The organism is Sulfitobacter aestuarii, from assembly GCF_042685005.1.
GTDB classification, from domain to species: domain Bacteria; phylum Pseudomonadota; class Alphaproteobacteria; order Rhodobacterales; family Rhodobacteraceae; genus Sulfitobacter; species Sulfitobacter aestuarii.
The window spans coordinates 1-21,709 of sequence record NZ_JBHUMP010000024.1; the positions used below are offsets into that span (position 1 = coordinate 1).

At 64.4% G+C, this 21,709-nt stretch carries 19 protein-coding genes, 2 pseudogenes and 1 riboswitch; of the genes and pseudogenes, 14 read left to right on the forward strand and 7 right to left on the reverse strand.

Annotation, left to right across the window (positions count from 1 at the left end):
- Positions 1–100: 100 nt before the first annotated feature.
- A pseudogene (locus tag ACFSUD_RS17630) lies at positions 101–445 on the forward strand (IS21 family transposase); the annotation flags it as partial.
- Positions 438–1,233: pseudogene (gene istB / locus ACFSUD_RS17635) on the forward strand (IS21-like element helper ATPase IstB). The pseudogenes ACFSUD_RS17630 and istB, both read left to right, overlap by 8 nt.
- Before the next feature lie 61 nt (positions 1,234–1,294).
- On the opposite strand, the gene ACFSUD_RS17640 reads toward istB, so the two are convergent.
- From ACFSUD_RS17640 to trhO, 5 genes are all read right to left on the reverse strand, one after another.
- On the reverse strand, positions 1,295–2,389 hold the full coding sequence (locus tag ACFSUD_RS17640) for a flagellar basal body P-ring protein FlgI (protein ID WP_386375855.1): 1,095 nt from the start codon (positions 2,387–2,389) through the stop codon (positions 1,295–1,297).
- Between the two features lie 881 nt (positions 2,390–3,270).
- The gene (gene flgK / locus ACFSUD_RS17645) at positions 3,271–4,722 is read right to left on the reverse strand and encodes a flagellar hook-associated protein FlgK (RefSeq protein ID WP_386375824.1); all 1,452 of its coding nucleotides are present in this window, start codon (positions 4,720–4,722) and stop codon (positions 3,271–3,273) included.
- Positions 4,723–4,750: 28 nt separating this feature from the next.
- Entirely contained in the window at positions 4,751–6,049 is a 1,299-nt protein-coding gene (locus ACFSUD_RS17650) for a flagellar hook protein FlgE (protein WP_386375825.1), read from the reverse strand.
- 103 nt (positions 6,050–6,152) lie between these two features.
- Positions 6,153–6,995, reverse strand: a complete 843-nt coding sequence (locus ACFSUD_RS17655) for an OmpA/MotB family protein (protein WP_386375826.1) — start codon at positions 6,993–6,995, stop codon at positions 6,153–6,155.
- 115 nt (positions 6,996–7,110) lie between these two features.
- On the reverse strand, positions 7,111–8,016 hold the full coding sequence (trhO, locus tag ACFSUD_RS17660; RefSeq protein ID WP_386375827.1) for an oxygen-dependent tRNA uridine(34) hydroxylase TrhO: 906 nt from the start codon (positions 8,014–8,016) through the stop codon (positions 7,111–7,113).
- Positions 8,017–8,133: 117 nt separating this feature from the next.
- Between trhO and pncA the strand changes: the two genes are divergently transcribed.
- Positions 8,134–8,727 (forward strand): bifunctional nicotinamidase/pyrazinamidase, encoded by a 594-nt coding sequence (pncA, locus tag ACFSUD_RS17665; protein WP_386375828.1) that lies wholly within the window; start codon positions 8,134–8,136, stop codon positions 8,725–8,727.
- 104 nt (positions 8,728–8,831) lie between these two features.
- Positions 8,832–10,124 (forward strand): nicotinate phosphoribosyltransferase, encoded by a 1,293-nt coding sequence (pncB, locus tag ACFSUD_RS17670; protein WP_386375829.1) that lies wholly within the window; start codon positions 8,832–8,834, stop codon positions 10,122–10,124.
- 28 nt (positions 10,125–10,152) lie between these two features.
- Here pncB and ACFSUD_RS17675 read toward each other — a convergent pair whose 3' ends face one another.
- Positions 10,153–11,175: a PAS domain-containing protein gene (locus tag ACFSUD_RS17675; protein ID WP_386375830.1), complete on the reverse strand. Its 1,023-nt coding sequence runs from the start codon at positions 11,173–11,175 to the stop codon at positions 10,153–10,155.
- Positions 11,176–11,358: 183 nt separating this feature from the next.
- A riboswitch (cobalamin riboswitch) is annotated at positions 11,359–11,571 on the forward strand.
- 34 nt (positions 11,572–11,605) lie between these two features.
- On the opposite strand from ACFSUD_RS17675, the gene ACFSUD_RS17680 reads away from it, so the two are divergent.
- The 10 genes from ACFSUD_RS17680 to cobJ all read left to right on the forward strand — a co-directional run bounded on the left by ACFSUD_RS17680 (position 11,606) and on the right by cobJ (position 20,987).
- The gene (locus ACFSUD_RS17680) at positions 11,606–11,776 is read left to right on the forward strand and encodes a CbtB domain-containing protein (protein ID WP_386375831.1); all 171 of its coding nucleotides are present in this window, start codon (positions 11,606–11,608) and stop codon (positions 11,774–11,776) included.
- A 4-nt stretch (positions 11,777–11,780) separates the two neighbouring features.
- On the forward strand, positions 11,781–12,464 hold the full coding sequence (locus ACFSUD_RS17685) for a CbtA family protein (protein WP_386375832.1): 684 nt from the start codon (positions 11,781–11,783) through the stop codon (positions 12,462–12,464).
- A 38-nt stretch (positions 12,465–12,502) separates the two neighbouring features.
- The gene (locus ACFSUD_RS17690) at positions 12,503–13,009 is read left to right on the forward strand and encodes a hypothetical protein (protein ID WP_386375833.1); all 507 of its coding nucleotides are present in this window, start codon (positions 12,503–12,505) and stop codon (positions 13,007–13,009) included.
- A gap of 79 nt (positions 13,010–13,088) precedes the next feature.
- Positions 13,089–13,451, forward strand: a complete 363-nt coding sequence (locus ACFSUD_RS17695; RefSeq protein WP_386375834.1) for a DUF1636 family protein — start codon at positions 13,089–13,091, stop codon at positions 13,449–13,451.
- Positions 13,448–14,482 carry a cobalamin biosynthesis protein CobW gene (gene cobW, locus ACFSUD_RS17700; RefSeq protein ID WP_386375835.1) on the forward strand — a complete coding sequence of 345 codons (1,035 nt, stop codon included), beginning with the start codon at positions 13,448–13,450 and terminating at the stop codon, positions 14,480–14,482. The genes ACFSUD_RS17695 and cobW overlap by 4 nt, the downstream gene beginning before the upstream one ends.
- Positions 14,483–14,488: 6 nt before the next feature.
- The gene (gene cobN / locus ACFSUD_RS17705) at positions 14,489–17,734 is read left to right on the forward strand and encodes a cobaltochelatase subunit CobN (RefSeq protein ID WP_386375836.1); all 3,246 of its coding nucleotides are present in this window, start codon (positions 14,489–14,491) and stop codon (positions 17,732–17,734) included.
- Positions 17,731–18,891 (forward strand): precorrin-3B synthase, encoded by a 1,161-nt coding sequence (gene cobG, locus ACFSUD_RS17710; RefSeq protein WP_386375837.1) that lies wholly within the window; start codon positions 17,731–17,733, stop codon positions 18,889–18,891. Before cobN ends, cobG begins: the two co-directional genes overlap by 4 nt.
- Entirely contained in the window at positions 18,891–19,520 is a 630-nt protein-coding gene (locus ACFSUD_RS17715; RefSeq protein ID WP_386375838.1) for a precorrin-8X methylmutase, read from the forward strand. The genes cobG and ACFSUD_RS17715 overlap by 1 nt, the downstream gene beginning before the upstream one ends.
- 4 nt (positions 19,521–19,524) lie before the next feature.
- Entirely contained in the window at positions 19,525–20,256 is a 732-nt protein-coding gene (cobI, locus tag ACFSUD_RS17720; protein WP_386375839.1) for a precorrin-2 C(20)-methyltransferase, read from the forward strand.
- Complete coding sequence (gene cobJ, locus ACFSUD_RS17725) at positions 20,253–20,987, forward strand: precorrin-3B C(17)-methyltransferase (RefSeq protein ID WP_386375840.1); 735 nt, start codon at positions 20,253–20,255, stop codon at positions 20,985–20,987. The genes cobI and cobJ overlap by 4 nt, the downstream gene beginning before the upstream one ends.
- Here cobJ and ACFSUD_RS17730 read toward each other — a convergent pair.
- Entirely contained in the window at positions 20,963–21,709 is a 747-nt protein-coding gene (locus tag ACFSUD_RS17730; protein WP_386375856.1) for a cobalt-precorrin-6A reductase, read from the reverse strand. The two genes, cobJ and ACFSUD_RS17730, sit on opposite strands and share 25 nt — an antisense overlap.

The window sequence follows — 21,709 nt, forward strand, 5'->3', positions numbered from 1 at the left end:
ACACAGCGCCATTGGCCACCGGCCGCCGCAAGAGCAGGAGGACGCATTCCATGTGAGCATGAACACCCTTGAAAAAATCGAATAAGTTTTGAACAAAGAACTCTCCGGTAAACCCGGGGCGGTTCAATTCCCCCCGGCCTTCAAGCAGCTGCAAGATCTTATGGTGCGCAAGCCTGGTGGTGACAGGGAGATGGTCGACATCCTTGCGCTGGTTTTGCATCACGAGGAACAGGCTGTGCTGGTCGCCGTGGAAATGGCGCTGGCCGAGGGTGTCGCCACAAAAACCCATGTGCTGAACCTTCTGCATCGTTTAATCGACGGAAAGACGATCGGTGGGCCGGACATCAATACGCCGCAGGCGCTGATCCTTCAGCGCGAACCAGAAGCTAATGTCGAACGCTATGATGGCCCGCGTGCCCGGACCGCCGGAGGCCGCCATGCGTCAAGATCCCGCCAGCGGTGCCATCATCATCATGCTGCGCAGTCTGAAGATGCACGGCATGGCCCAGGCCGTCACCGACCTCATGGAACAGGGGGCACCGGCGTTTGATGCCGCCGTGCCGATGCTTGCCCAGTTGTTGATGGCTGAAGTTGCAGAACGGGAGGTGCGTTCCATTGCCTATCACATGAAGGCTGCACGCTTCCCGGCTTGCAAGGATCTGTCAGGCTTCGACTTTGCGGCCAGTGAAATCAACGAGGCCACTGTAAGGCAGCTGCATCGCTGCGAGTTCACGGATGGTGCCCAGAACGTCGTGCTGATCGCTGGCCCCGGCACTGATAAAACGCATGTCGCGACAGTCCTTGGCGTACAGGCCGTCGAACATCATCGCCGCAAAGGTCCGCTTCTTCTCGACCATCGAGCTCGTCAACACGTTCGAACAGGAGAAGGCAAAAGGCAAAGCCGGACAGCTTGCCGAAAGCCTCGTCCGCCTGGACCTCGTGATCTTGGACGAACTTGGCTACCGGCCGTTCAGTGCATCAGGCGGCGCGCTGCTCTTCCATCTGCTGAGCAAACTCTACGAACGCACCAGCGTCGTCATCACCACGAATCTGAGCTTCAGCGAATGGGCCACCGTCTTCGGCGACCCCAAGATGACGACCGCACTCCTCGACCGCTTGACCCACCGTTGCCACATCTTGGAGACCGGAAACGACAGCTTCCGCTTCAAAGCAAGCGCAGCCGTAGCGGCGCAGAAAAAGAGGGGGGACAATCATGCATTGACCAAAGCCTGACACCCGAAATGCCCTGCCGAGCAGTAGATCGCCGCATTGACCTTGATGCCCTCATCTAAAGCTATCGGACGACGAACTCTGCATGTAGCGCGCCTGCTGCCTTGATGCTTTTCAATATGTCAATCATATCACGAGGTGACACACCAAGTGCGTTTAGTCCACTGATAACCTCAGATAGGGAAGTACCATTTGGCACATCGGCAAGTCCAATCCCGGCTTCTTCGTCTAAGGCAGCATTCGTGCGAGGCACGATGACCGTTTCCCCTTCAGCGAGGGGATTTGGTTGTACGACGATTGGCGCTTCTTGAATCCGTAAGGTCAGGTTACCCTGAGATACCGCGACACGTGAAATGCGTACCTCATCACCCAAAACGATGGTGCCGGATCTTTGATCTACTACTACACGAGCCCGACGTTCCGGCTCAACCTCGATATTTTCAATTCTTCCTAGAGCGTGAGCGACAGACGCCATGCGCGTCGAAGGTACGTCCAACATGACGGTGCCGCTGTCCTGCATAACTGCTACGGTCCTGCCGAAATTTCGGTTGATTGCACGTTCGATGCGACCGGCGGTGGTAAAGTCCGCATCCCGAAGCGCCAGCCGCAGATTACTAAGAGAGGTTAGCTCGAAATCGATTTCACGTTCGATACGCCCTCCAGATGGGATCACGCCGGCAGTCGGTACGCCGCGGGTAACCTGTCCGGCATCTCCTTCCGCAACCGCACCGCCGACAATAATTGTGCCTTGCGCCACAGCGTAGATTTGTCCGTCAGCGGCATTCATCGGCGTCATGACCAGGGTCCCACCCATCAAGCTTTTGGCGTCGCCGATCGCAGAGACAGTGACGTCGATCTGTCCGCCAGTGCGAGCAAAGGGTGGTAGGGTCGCGGTGACAAGAACTGCCGCTACGTTTTTAGGGCGAAATTGTTCCCCAGTTACATTTACCCCGAGTCGCTCGAGTATATTTGTCATGATATCTTCTGTAAAAGGCGCATTCCGCAGGCCGTCGCCGCTACCGTCAAGCCCCACTACCAGTCCATAACCGACCAGATCGTTTCCGCGTACACCATCGAAGTCGACTAGGTCCTTTATTCGGACCGGCCCTGCCAGAGCGCTTGTCAGGCTGAACAGGAAACTAAATATGAGTGTAAGGATCCGCTTCACAGAAAATTCACCAAAGACAGCTTCGACTTGGGCTGAAAGCTGTTCAATTCGAGCCTCTTTGTTACCCAAATCAGCGCGCAGCTTGGTTAGGTTGGCTGACCCACCCAGCATTTCCTCACCTAAATGCCGCAAAAGCTGAGACTGTTGTGACGGACCTAGGGCGAGGGCCGGATCGTTCGCGAGCGCGGCCAATGTGGTTTGACGCAGGATGTCGCGTAGTTCTGGAGTTGTAGCCCGCAGATCCAACGTTACCGTTTCGTTAAACGATAGGGCGATCGAAGCGGGTGCATCAGTAGCTCCTCGATAGGCTATTGCAGCAAAGCCGGAGGGTGCATCGAACCAAGTCCGGGCAGCTGCAGCGAGCGCGACGGGGTCGGTTATCCCTGTTATAGCTGCCTTCAGCCCGTCCCGGAGGGCGTCGCTACTGACAAGGGGTCGGCGATCAGTCGCAGCGCCGCTGAACAGGCTGCGACCGGCGAATGATCCATTGAGCGTTGCAACCAGACGCTTCAAGCTGCTGCTTGCCTGTGCGGAAGCCTGAGCTGTTGAGATGCCCGAGGATGAGTCGCCTGAGGTAATCAGGCCTAAGGACAATCCATCCGCAACCTCGGCAACTTGCCCCAAGGCTGCCTGCATAGCTCCGGCAATATGGCCAGCTTCTCGATTTGCGCTGGCATAGCTTGTCAGAAGGCCTATTCTGCGCTCGAGTCCGGCAAGATGACTGTGGTTGCCGGGCAACACCTGGCGGACATCTGCGCGTCTGCCAGTAGTTAGTTCCACCTCGAGGCGGGACATTTCCTGCTTCAACGCAGCATGTCGATGACGTTGCATGAACGATTGTGTTAGATCACCTATGCCCAAGCCTGTCATCGTCACAACCTCAAAATTGTTTGCATCATTTCTTCGACCGTCTCAATGACGCGCGCATTAGCTGCATAGATCTGTTCGATGAGCATCAGCCGCTGCAATTCGTCATCGCTGTCCACACCTTCGGCTCGTTCTCGCCGTTGCAGTTCAACCATGCGGCTGCTCTCGAAGCTTAATTCCTGCTCAGCAGAATGACGTTTGCTGCTGAACGAAGCGCTTATTCGCGTCAGCAGATCAGCTGTGGAGATGGGACTGCCGCCGAAACTTCCGGAGGCGGGGGGGCGGGCCGCGCGTAAAGCCTCGCCAATATCCCCAAGAAGACTGGCATCCCCAACTTCCCCGGGCGTCGTAGCGTTCAATCCGTCACGCAGCCGCCAGACGACGCCGCCCTGATTCGGATCCACTTTCTGGTTCAGTGCAAGACGTTCTGCCAAGCCGGGCTCATTAACCGGGTCGAAATGGGCGCCATCGTCTGTGAACAATCCGGCATCGCCGGGAACCAAGGTCGGGTCGAGCGCTGAATCCTGAAAGCGAGAAATCAAATCCCGGGCGAAGGCGTCAAGCTGCACTTGCGCGGCGACGCCGTGATGATCACGGACCGCGAATTGTGCGCTGAGTGAACCTCCACGCAGCGCTCCGTGATCAGGATCGGTATCGATTGCTTTGCCGTTGATCGTCAGCCCCGACAGGCTGCCACCGTCTTGCGTCATGTAGGGAGTGACCAGATTGACAGGCTCGAAGCCGATAACCGCGGCGCTGCCATCCAGCAGACGGGCGCCGCTCGTAGCGTATAGGGCGATCGCACCGTTTTCACGAACCATCGACCGCAGCGGCACGAGTGTCGAGATCTGGTCGATGGCCAACTGGCGTTGGTCGGTGAGCGATGCTGTATTGCCGCCCTGCAGAGAGCGGACGCTGATCTGGCGGTTCAGCGTTTCTACTTGCTGTAAGGCTTCATTGAACTCATTCACCTGGATCGCGATCTTACCGTCAGCTTGGGTTCTGGCCTTCTGGATGCCGACGGAAGCGTCTCTGATCCCCGTCGCCAGCCGCCTGGCCTCGGTCACGGCGAGATCGAGCCTTTCCGACGCATCCGGACGGCTTGCCGCGGTGATCAGCGCGCTTTCGAACCGTGCCAGGCCAGCAGTCAGCGAGGCCGGATCATCCGGTGTGCCCAGCAGGTTCTCGAGCGTTGCGAAGAAATCGGTAATGCTGCGCGCCTGGCCCTGTGCGGCTTCTGCCAGGTGCCGCTCCGAAAGCAGTGCCGGATCGGAGGCGCGGCTGATGCCGACCATTCGTACGCCGCCGCCACCGTGGTCGTTCACTGAAAGCGACAGTGTACGCTTTGCGTATCCCGGGGTAAGCGCGTTGGAGATGTTGGAGGAGATGACCTCCGCGCTGCGCCCGGCGGCGCGCGGGCCGGACATGGCGTTTGATAGGGCTGCGTTGATCGTCATGGGCCGGGCCCTCTTTCCTTAACCGGAATTAGCGTTTGATATTGGTTGTTTCCTGCAACATCTCATCGACGGTTTGTATGACCTTGGCATTGGAGGAATAGGCGCGCTGGGTCTGGATCATCGAGGTCAGTTCGGTGGCGACATCGGTGGTCGATTCCTCGCGGGCATAGGATTTGATGTCGCCGGTCGGCCCGTCACCCGCGTCCCAAAGGAAATAGGCGCCGCTGTTCGGCGACGTCCGGTAAGTCTGCGCATCGAGCGCGACCAGCCCTTCGGGGCTGGGCATGTCGACCAGCGGGATCTGGTAGACCACCCGGGTTACACCCGTGTCATAGACCGAATGAACCAGGCCGTTCTCGTCCACTTCGACCGAGATCATGTTGCCGACCGGCGAGCCGTCCTTGGTGATCGAGATTGGGGCGAAACTGTCCGAGAGTTGCGACAGGCCATAGGTGTCACCGATCGCGCCGATATCGATGGAGATCGGCCCGCTGGCGACATTGACCACCATCTCGCCGGTGGCAGGATCATAGGCACCGCCGGAAACGGTGTTGACCGACGCGATGGTGCCGCCGGTGCCGCGGCTGTCATCGAACGTCACGACATATTCGCCGATCACCGCCCCGCCCGAACCGGAATCGCTGAGCCTGATGGTCCATTCATTGGATGCGCCGGTCGCCGGAACGGTTGGCACGAAGGTGATCGAGATGCTCTGCGATGTGCCGAGGTTGTCGTAATATTCGATCGACAGGTCCTGCGTGTCCCCCGCTGCACCGGCGATCGTGGCGGTGGCGGGGAGATTGAGGCTCATCTCCACCGAGGTTGTCGGATCGCCACTGAGGTTGAGCGCGAATTGTATCGGTTCGAGCCCGTCGCTGGTATCGCGTGGGAAGGAGCCGATGCTGCCGTCCTGCGATGCGGGCCGACCCATCAGCAACAAGCCGGATTCATTCGACAGCAGGCCGTCGGCATCGATGCGGAAGGAGCCGGTCGTGGTCAGATACATCTGCGGATCGCCACTGCCGCCGGTGAATTCGGCCTTGCTGGCCACCGGCAGCATGCCCCGACCCCGCACCGCCAGGTCCGTCGGGTTGGAGGTGCTGACCAGGGATCCGCCTTCGCCGATCAGACGCTGCGTGGAGGCGCGCACGCCGCCCGCGGTATAGGCGCCGCTGCCCTCCGACAGGACAAGCGAGTTGAAATCCGTCACCACCCGCTTGTAGCCGAAAGTAGAGGCATTCGCGATATTGTCGGAAATGGTCGACAACCGGGTCGCATTGGCCTGCAGCCCGGCGACCCCCGCGTTGAGCGATGATGAAATTGTCATGAACACGCCTTTCTGCTGTATCAAACCGCTTGGACACAACAGATAGGCGCAATAGGCTTAACAGGCCGCTAACAGATAAAATCCCTTCGATTTATCCAGCCGCTCACGGTGTCTCGCGCAGGAGCACCACTTCCAGGCGATTGTTGCGCCGCGCCATGGGATCCCGCACCGCCGGTTCACGATCCGCATGGCCGGTAACCCGCTGGATTCGCCGTGGCGCGACGCCGCGGTCCTGCATCAACAGGCGCATGCGGGTGGCCCGCCGGGCCGACAATTCCCAGACCGGGCTGTTGACCAGAACCACCGGATCCGCACTGACATGGGCGCCGACGGCGATCTCGTTGATGACCATTTTCGTGCTCTCCGTAATCACCGCGACGAGATCGCGCAGCAATTGCGTCGGGCGGTCGCTGCCGTCCTCGAAAAGGGGCGTCTGCGGCATTTCGAACACTTCGATCACCAATCCCTCGTCCGTCAGCCGCGTGATCACATGTCGCATGACGTTCTCCATGACCAAGCTCTCGCCGCCGCGCCCCATCAGCTCGGATTCGATGGCTTTCAGCGCCGCGTCCTCGGCAGCCCGCGCCGCATCGGCCGCGCCGCCGGTGTCGCCCCGCGCCTGGTCCTCGTTCGCGTGATGCTTCGCCGTGGCGCCAGTCCCGTTCTTGGCCAGCGTATTCTCCGAAAAGATGCTGTCCCCGCCGAAGGCGCCATCGCCGCCGCCGGAAATCCGGTTGATCGGAATCGTCGGCGAGAAATAATCGGCGATCCCCTTGCGTTGCTGTTCTGTCGTTGCGTTCAGCAGCCACATCAACATGAAGAAGGCCATCATTGCGGTCACGAAATCCGCATAGGCGACTTTCCAGGCACCTCCATGATGCCCGCCGCCCCCGACGACCTTATTGCGTTTGATGATGACTGGCGCCGCATTGCTTTGCGCACCCATCCACTCACCCTTTTCTTCACCCACAGCCTGTCTAGACCCCGCGGCCTTACCAGCGGTTTAACGGCGGCGGTGTTTTCTGTGGACGATGTGCGATGCGGCGTTCGCAGACGCCGGTTCAGCCTTGTTCCCGCGCCTCTGCATCGCGCGCCCTTGCGAGCTGGATCTGCTTCTGTCGCTCGCGAAACCGGGCCTTGTCTTCCGCGCTGGTGGCATCGATGCAATGATGACAGGACACGCCCGCCTCGTATTCGGGGCGTTCGGTATCCGCGGACAGGATCGGCTTGCGGCAGCCGTGACAGAGCAGGTGCGGACCCGGTTCGAGGCCATGGCCGACGCTCACGCGGTTGTCGAAGACGAAACATTCGCCCTGCCATGCGCTTTGCTGCGCCGGGACCTCCTCGAGATATTTGAGGATCCCGCCCTGCAGATGAAACACCTCATCGACACCCTGCTGAAGCAGGTAGTTGGTCGATTTCTCGCACCGGATCCCGCCGGTGCAGAACATCGCGATCTTCTGGCCCGCGAAACGCGCCTTATTGGCTTCCCACCAGGCCGGAAATTCGCCGAAACTGTTCGTGCCGGGGTCGATGGCGCCGTCGAAACTGCCGATCGCCACTTCGTAATCGTTGCGCGTGTCGATCACCGTCACATCCGGGCGGGCGATCAGATCGTTCCAGGCTTCGGGTGTCACGTAATGACCGGTTCCGGCCATCGGGTCGACCTCGGGCTGGCCCATGGTAACGATCTCGCGTTTCAACCGCACTTTCATCTTGCCGAAGGGCGCCTGCGCACTCTGCGCTTCCTTCCAGCCGAGCGCGGCGCAGCCGGGGAGGCCGCGCAGATGGGCGATCACCGCATCGATACCTGCGCGCGGCCCGGCAATGGTGCCGTTCACCCCTTCACGCGCCAGAAGCAACGTGCCGCTGACCTTTTGCGCGAGGCACAGGTCCAGCAGGGCGGGTTTCAGCGCGGCCGGATCTTCGAACCGGGTGAAATGATAGAGAGCGGCGATGGTATACATGGGCGATGAAATAGGCGCGCGCGCGGGGATTCTGCAAGGGCAGGCGGGCAAATCCCGCCTTACAACCCGGCGCCGACGCCGTTAGACTCGCCGCACCGTTCCCGGAAGGAGGAAACCATGCAAGCGCTGATCGTGATCGACATCCAGAACGACTTCTGCCCCGGCGGCGCGCTGGCGGTCACGCAAGGCGATGCAATCCTGCCCGGCGTCAACACGCTCATGGCCGAGGCCGATCACGTGATCCTGACACAGGACTGGCACCCGGCGGGCCATTCCTCCTTTGCATCGACCCATGAGGACCGCGCCCCTTTCGAGGTCACCCAGATGCCCTACGGGGCGCAGGTGCTCTGGCCGGACCATTGCATTCAGGGCAGTATCGGCGCGCAGTTTCATACCGGGCTGCAATACGACCGCGCCGAGCTGATCCTGCGCAAGGGCTGCAACCCGGCGATCGACAGCTATTCGGCCTTTTTCGAGAATGACCGTACGACCCCGACGGGGCTCGAGGGCTATCTGCGCAGCCGCGGGATCGACGAACTGGTCATGGTCGGCCTCGCGCTCGACTTCTGCGTCCATTTCTCCGCCGTCGATGCGGCGCGGCTGGGGTTCGGGGTCACTGTGCGCGAGGAACTCTGTCGCGCCATCGACCTTGACGGATCGCTTGCCGAGGCGCGCGCGCAGATGCGGGCGGCGGGTGTCACCCTGCGCTGAAGCGCCGGGAAAACGCCACGGAGAGGACGCCTGTCCCCTATGGTCGCCCTTGCCGGTGCCCGCCGCATGGGCCAAGATCGCGCGGCCAAGAGGAGCCTGAAGACATGGTCGATATCGCCACCCGCGTCTGGAACCACAAGTGGAAGATCGACCCGATCGTGCGTTCGCTGATCGATACGGATTTCTACAAGCTGCTGATGTGCCAGTCGGTGTTTCGCAACAAACCCGACACGCAGGTCACCTTCAGCCTGATCAACCGCAGCAGCGCCGTGCCGTTGGCCAGGCTGATCGACGAGGGCGAGCTGCGTGAGCAGCTCGAACATATCCGCTCGCTGAGCCTCAGCCGGGGCGAGAGCACCTGGCTGCGCGGCAATACCTTCTACGGCAAGCGCCAGATGTTCCGCTCCGATTTCATGGAATGGTTCGAGAACCTGCGCCTGCCACCCTTCCACCTGGAACGGCGCGACGATCAATACGAGCTGACCTTCGAAGGTTCCTGGCCCGAGGTCATGCTCTGGGAAATCCCCGCGCTCGCCGTGTTGATGGAACTGCGCAGCCGTGCCGTGCTCGACCTTATGGGCAAATTCGAGCTGCAGGTGCTCTATGCCCGCGCCATGACCCGCGTTTGGGAAAAGATCGAACAGCTTCGCGAGATTCCCGACCTTTCGATCGCCGATTTCGGCACCAGACGGCGACATTCCTATCTCTGGCAGGATTGGTGCGTGCAGGCCATGCGCGAAGGGCTCGGGAATGCCTTCACCGGAACGTCGAACTGCAAGATCGCGATGCAACGCGAGGTCGAGGCGATCGGGACCAACGCCCATGAGCTGCCGATGGTCTATGCCGCGCTGGCGGAGGATGACGCGGCCCTGGCGCGCGCGCCCTATGAGGTGCTCTCGGATTGGCATGACGAGCACGAGGGCAACCTGCGCATCATCCTGCCCGACACCTATGGCACACAGGGTTTCCTCGATAACGCGCCGGATTGGCTGGCCGGCTGGACGGGCATCCGGGTCGACAGCGGCGATCCGGCCGCGGCGGCGCGCATCGCCATCGACTGGTGGCGTGACCGCGGCGAGGATCCGGCCGAAAAGCGGGTGATCTTCAGCGACGGGCTCGACGTCGAGAAGATCCGCGAATTGCACCGCGAGTTCGCGGGGAGGGTGAAGGTCTCCTTCGGCTGGGGCACGTTGTTGACCAATGATTTCCGGGGTCTCGTGCCCGATGATGCGCTCGCGCCGTTCAGCCTCGTCTGCAAGGCGGTGGAGGCCAATGGCCGCCCGACCGTGAAGCTCTCGGACAATCCCAACAAGGCGATGGGCCCGGCGGCGGAAATCGACCGTTACAAGCTGGTGTTCGGTGTCGGGCCGCAGGATGCGCTGAAGGTCGTCGTCTAGCTGGACCCTTGCCGCCAATGCCCCGATGTCAGCGCAGAAGCTCGGTCATCGGAAAGCTCGCCCGGGCGATCAGACCTTCACACTGCCAGTCATAGGTCAAGGTCCCGCCGACGGCCCGGGTCAGGGACTGGATGATCTCCGACCCGCTGCTGCGCTCGGGCGTCACCACCTCCGGTCCGCCACGTTCCTGCCAGGTGATGCAGAGCTGCGGCACGTCCGCTTCCTCAATCCGGAGATGCAGGTCGATCTTCCCCTCGTAGGTGCTCAGCGCGCCATGTTTCACCGCACTGGTGGCCAGTTCATGCAGCGCCAGGGTCAGCGGCGAGATCAGATCCCGCGGCACTTCGGGATCGACCCCGCCGATCTTGATCTGACTCGCCCCGCCCGGCGCATAGGCCTGCAGGATCGGCTCGACCAGCGCCGAGAAACCGATGCCGAACTTGTCGGTACGCCCGATCGTGTCGAAATGCGCATTGCCGAGCGCCGAAATCCGTTCGATCACCTTGCTGGCGAAGACCGCGGGATTGGATTCCTCGCGTGCGGTCATCCGGACCATCGCGGACATGACATTGACGATATTGCGCAGCCGGTGCAGCAATTCGCGTTCCGCCAGCTCGCGGCTCTCGCGTTCCTTGCGCCGCCGCGCGGAAATGTCGAGCTGCGAGCCGAAGAAATAGACCAGCTCGCCATTCTCGTCGTTGATCGGCCCGATCTGCAGCGCGTTGACGAAACTGGTGCCGTCCTTTCGGTAGTTCAGGATCTCGACCGTATCGACCCGGCGTTCGCTGAGGATCTTGCGTACCGTCTCGATACTGTCCGGCGTGGTATCCGGCCCCTGCAGGAAGCGGCAATTCCTGCCGACGATCTCCTCGAGCGCATAGCCGGTCAATTCGGTGAAGGCCTGATTGGCATAGACGATGGGATTGTCGGGCAATGTCGGATCGGTGATGCACAGGGGCAGCCGGGCATGACGCACCGCCTGCACCATGATGTCGTCGAGCTGAACAGGCTTGCTGATAGCTCCGCCGTGAAGTTCCAGTTTGCTGTTCATCGACCTGCCGTTTTGTGTATCGCATATTTGAACGTCTCGTACCCATGGCGTCAACCTGAAAGCCCTCCGGCCTGCAATACCTTTGCCTGACTTTGCCCCGCCGGAAGCCCGGAAAACTTCCGCCGACTCCGGTTAGCATCGGTAAGGCGTCGTAAATCAACCTTGCCAGATCCGCTGCGAGATGTGTAATTGAAGGCGCTTGGTGTTCCGAAAAGCGCCTCCCGGGGCGTGGAACCGAAAAGGGAATTCAGTAAGGGCGCGAGCCCGAAGCCGAAGCCGCCCCCGCGACTGTAAGCGGTGAGCCGACGCCCCTCATGCCACTTGCCCCAAGGCAGGGAAGGCGGGCAAAGGCCACGACCCGCGAGCCAGGAGACCTGCCAGGCATGTGTAACGTGAAATGCCGTCGGGTGTGACGGCGAGGAGAATGAACATGACGAGCACGACCAAGACCCTGAGCCTGACCGGCAGCAAGCTGGTCCCGACCCTTTTCGCCGCGGCGCTGGGGCTGGTGCTGATTACCCTGACCGGCCATGTCCAGGCCGCCGCCCTGCATGACGCCGCCCATGACGTGCGCCACGCCACCGGCTTCCCCTGCCACTGAACCAATGATTTCCAGATTTGTGACCAGCGCGTTGTTCGCTGGTGCTGCAGCAGGCCTGATCGCGGGCCTGTTGCAGTTGGTTTTCGTGCAGCCGGTTCTGCTCCACGCGGAATTGTACGAAAGTGGTGAATTGGTGCATTTCGGGGTCGAGGCGGTCTCGGCGCATCCGGCCCTGCCGGGGTTCGACCCCATCCGCGACGGGCTCAGCCTGATCTTCACCATGCTGACCTATACCGGTTACGCGCTGATCCTTGTCGCGGCGATGAGCCTCGGCGAAGAGCGCGGGGCGGCGGCCAATGGCCGTTGGGGCATCCTCTGGGGCGTGGCGGGCTTCGTCGCCTTCCATCTCGCGCCGGGGTTCACCCTGGCGCCGGAAGTGCCCGGCGTCGCGGCCGCCGATGTCGGCGCGCGCCAGGTCTGGTGGTTCGCCACCGTCGCCGCCGCGGCGCTGGCGCTGTGGCTGCTGGCCTTCGGACAAGGCTGGCTGGCCTGGGCGGGCGCGGTGCTGCTGCTGCTGGCCCCGCATCTGATCGGCGCGCCGGAACCTGCGCAATTCAGCGGCCCGGTCCCGACCGAGCTCGGCGCGCTCTTCGCCGCCCGCGCCTTCGGTGTCGGCCTTGCCGCCTGGGTGCTGCTGGGCAGTTTCGCCGGGTACTTCTGGCAACGTGAAGGGGCGCGCGCGGCCTGATCCGCGCGCCCCGGCCAATTTCGAGGAAGGAAATCAGCATGGACAGGGCATTGGTCCTCTTTGCCATCGGTCTGGTCTTCGGCGGCGGCATCGGCTTTGCCATCGCCGCAGGCAATGGCATCACCTTCGATGGCCATGACCATGGCGATGCGTCGGCCCATGCCGCCGCCGCGACCGACGGGCAGGAATCGTCCGAACATGAGAAGCTGCACCAACGGATGCTGGAGATCAGCGCCGTCGATGCGCCGGAAGTCTCGCTGCTGCTCAACGAGGATCCGCTCTCCGGCTACAACCTGCAGATCAAGACCCGCAATTTCGAATTCGCCCCCGCCGAGGCCGGTCTGCAGAACGCCGAGGGCAGGGGCCATGCCCATGTCCATGTCAACGGCACCAGGATCGCCCGTCTCTACGGCCCCTGGCTGCATATCCCGGCGCTGCCCGAGGGTGAGGCGCTGATCGAAGTCACCCTCACCGCCAATGACCACCGCACCCTCGCGGTGGCGGGCAACCCGATCTCCGCCAGCGTTATGGAGATCGTGCAATGATGCCGCGTCGCTTGCCCGCTTGGCCGCTTTGCGCTAGGCCGCAGGCTGACGGCGCAGCCCTGAAGATTGGATATTACCGATGAATGTCACCCTCCATGTCTGCACCACTTGCCGTGCGGGCGAGCCGATCGAGGACGGCGCGCCGCGCCCCGGCGCGCAGCTGCACGCCGCCCTGACCGAAGCGGGCGCCCCCGAAGGCGTGCGCATCGTGCCGGTCGAATGTCTCTCCGCCTGTTCGCAAGGCGCCTCTGTGGCGCTCTCGGCGCCCGGCAAATGGACCTATGTCTACGGCCGTCTGCGCAAGGAGGACAGCGCCGACATCCTTGCCGGCGCCGCCGCCTACGCCGCCACCGACGACGGCCTCGTCCCGTGGCGCGAACGCCCGGTGATCTTCCGCAAGCAGAGCCTTGCCCGCATTCCCCCTCTGGAGCTTCCCGAATGACCGACCTCGCCAAAATCCCCGTCACCGTGATCACCGGCTTCCTCGGTTCCGGCAAGACCACGCTGATCCGCCACCTGATGACCCATGCAGAGGGCCGCCGCCTTGCGGTTCTGGTCAATGAATTCGGCACCGTCGGCGTCGATGGCGACATCCTCAAGAGCTGCGCGATCGAGGATTGCCCGGCCGAGAATATCGTCGAACTGGCCAATGGCTGCATCTGCTGCACCGTGGCCGATGATTTCATCCCGACCATTGAGGCCCTGATGGCGCTGCCGACCCGTCCCGATCACATCCTGATCGAAACTTCCGGCCTGGCACTGCCCAAGCCGCTGCTCAAGGCTTTCGACTGGCCAGCGATCCGCTCGAAGATCACCGTCGACGGGGTCATCGCACTGGCCGATGCCGAAGCGGTCGCCGCAGGGCGTTTCGCCGCCGACGTGGCCGCCGTCGATGCACAGCGCCTTGCCGATGACAGTCTCGACCATGAAACTCCGCTCAGCGAGGTCTTCGAAGACCAGATCGCCTGTGCCGACATCATCCTGATGTCCAAGGCCGATCTCGCCGGACCGCTCGGCCTCGCCGCCGCGCGCGAGCTGATCGAGGCAGAGAGCCCGCGCAAGATCCCGATCCTGGAGATGACAGAAGGCGTGATCGACCCCAAGGTGGTGCTCGGCCTCAATGCCGCCGCCGAGGACGACCTCGCCGCGCGCCCCTCGCATCATGACGGTGCCGACGATCACGAGCATGACGATTTCGAAACCGTGGTGGTGCCGATGCCCGAGATCGAGGATGTCGACACGCTCGTCGCCGCGATCGAGAAACTGGCGACCGAACAGCATATCCTGCGTGCGAAGGGCTATGTCGCCGTGGCGGGCAAGCCGATGCGGCTGCTGGTCCAAGCGGTCGGCGCGCGGGTGCGTCACCAGTTCGACCGGCCCTGGGGCGCCACGCCGCGCGCCGGGCATCTGGTGGTGATCGCCGAGCATGACCATATCGACGCATCGGCCATCCGTCGCGTGCTCGGAGCCTGACCTGCGATGCATGTCGTCTTCCGCGAAAGCCATGGTCTGGAGGATAGCGAAGCCCCCTACGATCCCGGGCAGAGCCCCGCGGATCTGGTGGTGCTGTCGTTCTCCGACAGCGACCTCGGCGCTTTCGCGGCAGGCTGGCATCGCGGCGGCGGCAAGGAGGGCAAGCTGCCAACCATACGCCTGTGCAACCTCGTTGCCCTGCGCCACCCGGCCTCGGTGGATAATTACATCGAGACCACGCTCAGCGGCGCCAAGGGCATCCTGATCCGGCTGATCGGCGGCGAGAACTACTGGCCCTACGGCATCATGCAGCTGCAGGATTTCGCCCGCCGCAATGGCATCGCCCTTGCAGTACTCCCCGCCGACGGACGCATCGACGAAGCGCTCGATGCCCATTCCACCCTCCCGGTCTCGACCCTGCGGCGCCTGCAGCATCTCTGCGATGCAGGCGGCCCGGTCGCGGCACAGGCGGCATTGGCGCAGCTCGCGCTTGCCGCCGGGCTCTATGCCGGTCCGGTGCTCGGCGCCAAGACTGTGCCGGAATGCGGATTCTACGACCCCGCGCGCGGCGTCGTGCCGTTTTTCGACGCCGGAACCGACGCGGTTGTCGCGGTCACCTTCTACCGCTCCTACCTCACCGCCGCCGATACCGCGCCGATCGACGCGCTGATCGCATCGCTGCGCGAGGCCGGATTCAATGCGGTCGGGCTCTTCCTGCCGTCGCTCAAAGCCGCCGCCGCGCAGGATTTCCTTGATGCCGCGCTGGGCCAGGTCCGCCCGGTGGCCATCGTCAACGCCACCGCCTTCTCCGGACGCGGCGAATTGGGCGCCTCACCGCTCGACGCGCCCGGCTGCCCGGTGTTCCAGGTCGCGCTGTCGACCGCGCGCCAAAAGGATTGGGCTGAATCCGAACGCGGCCTCTCGCCCGCGGATCTCGCCATGCATGTGGTGCTGCCCGAGGTCGATGGCCGGGTCTTCGCCGGGGTGGTCAGTTTCAAGGCCCCGGAGGCGAGGGATCCCGACCTGCAATTCTCCCGCTTCGCCCACCGCCCCGACGCGGCGCGCATCGAAGCCGTGACCGGGCGTGTCACTGCCTGGCACCGGCTGGCGAAGACGCCAAGGGCCAAGCGCGAACTGGTGCTGGTGCTCTCCACCTATCCCGGCCGCGCCGATCAGATCGCCCATGCGGTCGGGCTCGACGCGCTGGCCTCGGTCGAGGACATGCTGCTGACGCTGGCCAATGCCGGTTACGGCATCCGCCCCGAGATCGGCTTTGGCGGGATCCTCACCAGCCAGACGCTGGAATGGCCGCTGGAGGATTACAAGGCGGCGCTTGAACTGCTGCCCGAAACCCTGCGCAGAGACATCTTCACCGCATGGGGCCGTCCCGAGAACGATCCGATGCTGCGCGACGGTGCGTTCCAGTTCCCGGCGAAACGCTGCGGCAATGCGCTCGTCGCACTGCAGCCCGAACGCGGCAGCATCGCGGAGCGCGACGCCGATTATCACGACCTCGCCCGCGTGCCGCGCCATTCCTACGTCGCCTTCTACCTCTGGCTGCGCGCGCAGCGGCCTCATGCGCTGCTCCATATCGGCGCCCACGGAACGCTCGAATGGCTGCCGGGCAAGGCCGTGGCCCTGTCGGATGACTGCTGGCCCGAGGCGCTGACCGGGTCGCTGCCGGTGATCTATCCGTTCATCGTCAACGACCCCGGGGAGGCCGCACAGGCCAAGCGCCGGATCGGCGCGGTGACCCTCGGCCACCTGCCGCCGCCGATGAAGGACAGCGCGGTGCCCAACAACCTGCTGCGCCTCGAACGGTTGCTCGATGAATATTCCACCGCCGACGGGCTCGACCCGGCCCGCCGCGACCGGCTGATCGAGACGATCCGCGCCGAGGCACAGGCCGCCGGGGTGGAGGCCGACCTCGGCCTTGACGAAGCCGCCAGCGCCGCCGAGGCGCTGACCCGGATCGACCGTTTCGTCTGCGACATCAAGGAAAGCCAATACGGCGACGGGCTGCATGTCTTCGGCGCGGGCGCGGGGGAAAACGACGGGCTGCTGCAGGCACTGCGCGGCAAACGCGTGCCCGCCGGGCCTTCGGGCTCGCCCTATCGCGGCCGCTCCGACGTGCTGCCGACCGGGCGCAACCTCTACGCCGTCGATCCGCGCGCCGTCCCCTCGCGCGCCGCCCATGCCCAGGGCGTGAAGCTCGCCGAGGAATTGCTGCGCCGCCATTTGCAGGACAGGGGCGATTGGCCGCGCTCGCTGGTGATCGACCTCTGGGGCTCGGCGACCATGCGTACCGCCGGCGAGGAAGTTGCGATGGCGCTGCATCTGGCCGGGCTGGCGCCGAAATGGGACGCGGGCAGCGAGCGGGTTTCGGGTTTCGAGATCCTGCCGCTGACCCTGCTCGACCGCCCGCGCATCGACGTGACCCTGCGGGTCTCCGGCCTGTTCCGCGATGTCTTCCCGACGCTTTCGCAGCTTTTCGAGGCAGGTGCCGCGGCGCTGGCCGAGCGGGAAGAAGCGCCCGACATGAACCCCTACCTGACGCGCACGCCGCGGGTCTTCGGGCCGAAACCGGGGCTTTATGGCATCAACATCGAGGCGGCGCTCGAAGATTACTCAGACTCCGGGCGCGATGCGGCCGGCAAGGCGTGGCTGAAGGGCTCCGAATGGGCCATCGACGCGCGCGGCGAGGCGCATCGGGACCGTGCGGCGCTCGAATCCCGGCTGCGCGGTGCCGATGGTTTTGCCCATGTGCAGGATCTTGCGGAAAGCGACCTGCTGCTGGCCGCCGATTATGCGGGGCATGAAGGCGGTTTCGCCGCCGCCATGGCGCATCTCGGTGCCGACAAACCGGCGATGTATCACGTCGACAGCACCCGTCTCGGTGCCCCACAGGCCCGGACCCTGCCCGAAGAGGTCGCCCGCGTGGTGCGCGCCCGTGCTGCCAATCCGGACTGGGCGAGCGGCATGATGCGCCACGGCTTCCGCGGCGCTGCCGAAATTACCGCGACCCTCGACAACCTCGCCGCCTTCGCGCATCTGACCCGCGAGGTGCCCGCGCATCTGTTCGACCTTTATTATGACGCGACTTTGGGCCGCGACGACCTCCTTGCCTTCATGGAGCGGGAGAACCCGCAGGCGCTGCAGGCCCTGCGCGCCCGTTTCACAGCCTTGCGCGACGCCGGTCTCTGGATAACACGGCGCAATTCGATCTCCGCGGCGCTGGATGCGGCGGAATGATGATGCGCCCGGTCAACAGCGCCCCGATCGTCAAGGGTTGGTGCCCCGGCGCCCTGCGCCCGATGCTGTCGGGTGACGGTCTGGTGGTGCGCATCCGCCCCCGTGGCGGGCGACTGAGCCAGGACACGGCCAGGGGCATCGCGGCACTCGCGGCGGCGCATGGCAATGGTGTGATCGACCTCTCCAACCGCGCCAATGTGCAATTGCGCGGCGTCGCGCCCGAACGATACGAACCGCTGATCGCCGGGCTGCGCGAGCTCGACCTGATCGACGCGGATGCCGCCGGCGAAGGCCGCCGCAACATCCTCTGCGCACCGTTCTGGAGGGCCGGGGAGGGCGCCGAAACCCTCGCCGCCGCGCTTGCCGAGGCGTTGGCGCGGCCCGACGCCCCGGACCTGCCCGGCAAGTTCGGCTATGCCATCGACACCGGCCCGACGCCGCTGCTGCAGGAGTCTCCGGCGGATATCCGGCTGGAACGCGATGCCAAGGGCGGGCTGCTGCTCTGCGCCGACGGGGTCGATCTCGGCAGGCCGGTAAGTGTCGCTGATGCGATCCCGGAAATGCTGTCCCTGGCCCGCTGGTTCCGTGATCACGGCGGAGCGGAGGCCGGGCGGATGCGCAGGCTGCTCGCCGCAGGCACCTGCCTGCCCGAAGGCTTCGCCAGGCAGCGCCAGCAGGGCGCCGCCACGCCGAAACCCGGCCCGCGGGACGGGGGCTTCCTCCTCGGTCTCGCCTTCGGCCAGATTGCTGCCGATACCCTCGCCCGACTTGCCGAATTCGGCGCCCTGCGCGTCACCCCCTGGCGGATGCTGCTCATCGAAGGTCTCGCCGCCGCGCCGGATCTGGCCGGTCTGATCACCGACCCGGACGATCCGCTGCTGCGCGTGATCGCCTGTATCGGCGCGCCCGGCTGTGCGCAGGGTCGGGGCGAGACCCGGCAGCTTGCCCGCGACCTCGCACCGCTGATCCCCGAGGGACAGCACTTGCATGTTTCCGGCTGCGCCAAGGGCTGCGCCCATCCGCGCCCCGCCGCCCTGAGCGTGACCGCGACTGCAAGTGGCTATGACCTGATCCGAAACGGCCGTGCCGATGGCCCGCCGATCCACGAAGGGCTCAGCCCGCAAGCCCTGCAAGACATCCTGAAAGAGACCCGCTGATGCCTCATAGCTATATCACCGACGGCGCCGAGATCTACCGCCAGTCCTTCGCCACGATCCGCAGCGAGGCGGCGCTGGGACGTTTCACCCCCGAAGAAGAGATCGTCGCCGTGCGGATGATCCACGCCGCGGGCATGGTCGGGCTCGAAGAGCATATCCGCTTTTCCGAAGGCATGGCGATCGCCGCGCGCGCCGCGCTGGAAAAAGGTGCGCCGATCCTCTGTGACGCCTACATGGTCAGCGAGGGCATCACCCGCAAGCGCCTGCCGCGCGAGAACGAGGTGATCTGCACCTTGCGTGACCCGAAAGTGCCGGAGCTGGCTGCCAAAATGGGAAACACCCGCTCCGCCGCGGCGCTGGAACTCTGGCGCCCGAAGCTTCAGGGCGCGCTGGTGGCGATCGGCAATGCGCCGACCGCGCTGTTCCACCTGCTCAATATGCTGGAAGACCCCGAATGCCCACGCCCAGCCGCGATCATCGGCTGCCCGGTCGGCTTCATCGGCGCGGCTGAATCGAAAGACGCGCTGATGCAGGACCTGCCGGTGCCCTCGATGATCGTGCAGGGCCGCCTTGGCGGTTCGGCAATCACCGTGGCGGCGGTCAATGCCCTCGCCAGCCGGGTGGAGTGATCCGATGGGCAAGGTAATCTGTGCAGGCCTCGGGCCGGGCGACGCGGAGCTGATGTCGGTCAAATCCGACCGGGTAATCCGCAACGCCACCCATCTGGCCTATTTCCGCAAAAAAGGCCGCGCCGGGCAGGCACGCAGCATCGTGCAGGGCATGCTGCGTGACGATGTGACCGAATACCCGATGGAATACCCGGTCACCACCGAGCTGCATTTCGGCTCGGACGGCTACCGCGACCAGATGGTCGCCTTTTACGAGGAATGGGCCGACCGGCTCGAAACGCTGGCGCGCGACCATGACGTCGTTGTGCTCTGCGAGGGCGATCCGTTCTTCTACGGCTCCTTCATGCATCTGCACACCCGCCTGCAGGGCCGGGCCGAGGTGGAGGTCCTGCCGGCGATCCCCGGTATGGTCGGTTGCTGGAACGCGCTCGACACGCCTTTCACCTGGGGCGACGATGTGCTGACCGTGCTGATGGGCACGCTGCCCGAGGATGAACTGCGCACGCATATGCAACGCGCCGATGCGCTGGTGGTGATGAAGACCGGGCGCAACCTGCCGATTGTGCGCCGCGCCCTGCAGGATACCGGGCGGCTGGCGGATGCCTGGCTGGTCGAGAAAGGCACGATGCCGGGCCAGCGGGTGGCGCGGCTGGTTAATGTCGCCGACGAAGATTGTCCCTATTTCGCCATCGTGCTGGTACATGGTCAGGGCCGCCGCCCGGAGGCCGCGCAATGAGCGGTTTCGTCGCCATCGCCGGGCTCGGGCCGGGGCGCGAGGATCTGGTGACGCCGGAGGTCTCCGCCGTGCTGGCCGAGGCCAGCGACGTGATCGGCTATATCCCCTATGTCGCCCGCGTCGCACCGCGCGACGGGCTGACCCTGCACCCGAGCGACAACAGGGTGGAACTCGACCGCGCCGAACTGGCCCTGCGTCTGGCCGCCGAAGGGCGTCGCGTTGTGGTGGTCTCCTCGGGCGATCCGGGCGTCTTCGCCATGGCCTCAGCGGTTTTCGAGGGGCTTGAGCAACATCCGCAATACGGTGATGTCGAGATCCGCGTCCTGCCCGGCATCACCGCGATGCTCGCCGCCGCAGCGGCAGCCGGTGCGCCGCTCGGCCATGATTTCTGCGCCATCAATCTCAGCGACAATCTCAAGCCCTGGGAACTGGTCGAACACCGTCTGCGCCTCGCCGCGCAGGCCGATTTCGCCATGGCCTTCTATAACCCGCGCTCGAAATCGCGCCCGCATCAATTTGCCCGCGCGCTGGAGATCCTGCGCGAGGAATGCGGCAACGAACGGCTGATCACCTTCGCCCGCACGGTCAGCACGCCGCAACAGGCGCTGAACACCGTGACGCTCGGAGAGGCAACGCCGGAGATGGCGGACATGCGCACTGTCGTGTTGCTCGGCAATTCCGCGACCCGCCGGGTCGGGCGGCATGTCTACACGCCGCGCAGCGCCGGATGAGCGAGCCAGCGCATCACCGCGTCGGGGTCACCGGCGACATTGCCGCCGGGCAGGGCGGGGCGCTCGGCCATGATCACCGGCAGCCCCAGCGCCCGCGCCGCGTCAAGCTTGGCCCGCGCGCCGCTGCCGCCGGCATTCTTGGCAACGACATGGGTGATGCGATGCTTCTCCAGCAGGGCAAGGTCGCCCGCCTCGCTGAACGGACCGCGCGCCAGCACCACGTCGGCATCGGGCAGCGGCAGCGGCGCCTCCGGCGCATCGACGAGCCGCAGCAGGTAGTGATGCTGCGGCTTGGCGGCGAACAGGGCGATCTGCTGCTTGCCGATGGCGAGAAAGACGCGCGACGCGATATCGGGCAGGGCGGCGGGAAGCGCGGACATCTCGGCTACCGAAATCCAGTCATCGCCCGCCTGCGCGACCCAGGCCGGACGTTCGAGCCGGACCAGCCCGGTGCCGGTCGCCGCGCAGGCGGCGTAGGCATTTCGGCTCATCCCGGCGGCGAAGGGATGGGTGGCGTCGATCACATGGCTGATCGCCTCGCTGCGCAGATAATCGCACAACCCCGCAACACCGCCGAAACCGCCGATCCGTGTCGGCAGCGGCTGCGCGACCGGCGCATTGGTGCGCCCCGCATAGGAAAAAACCGCATCGGTTCCAGCGGCGGCCAGACGTCTGGCCATGGCGCTGGCTTCGGTGGTGCCGCCCAGAAGGAGGATGCGCAT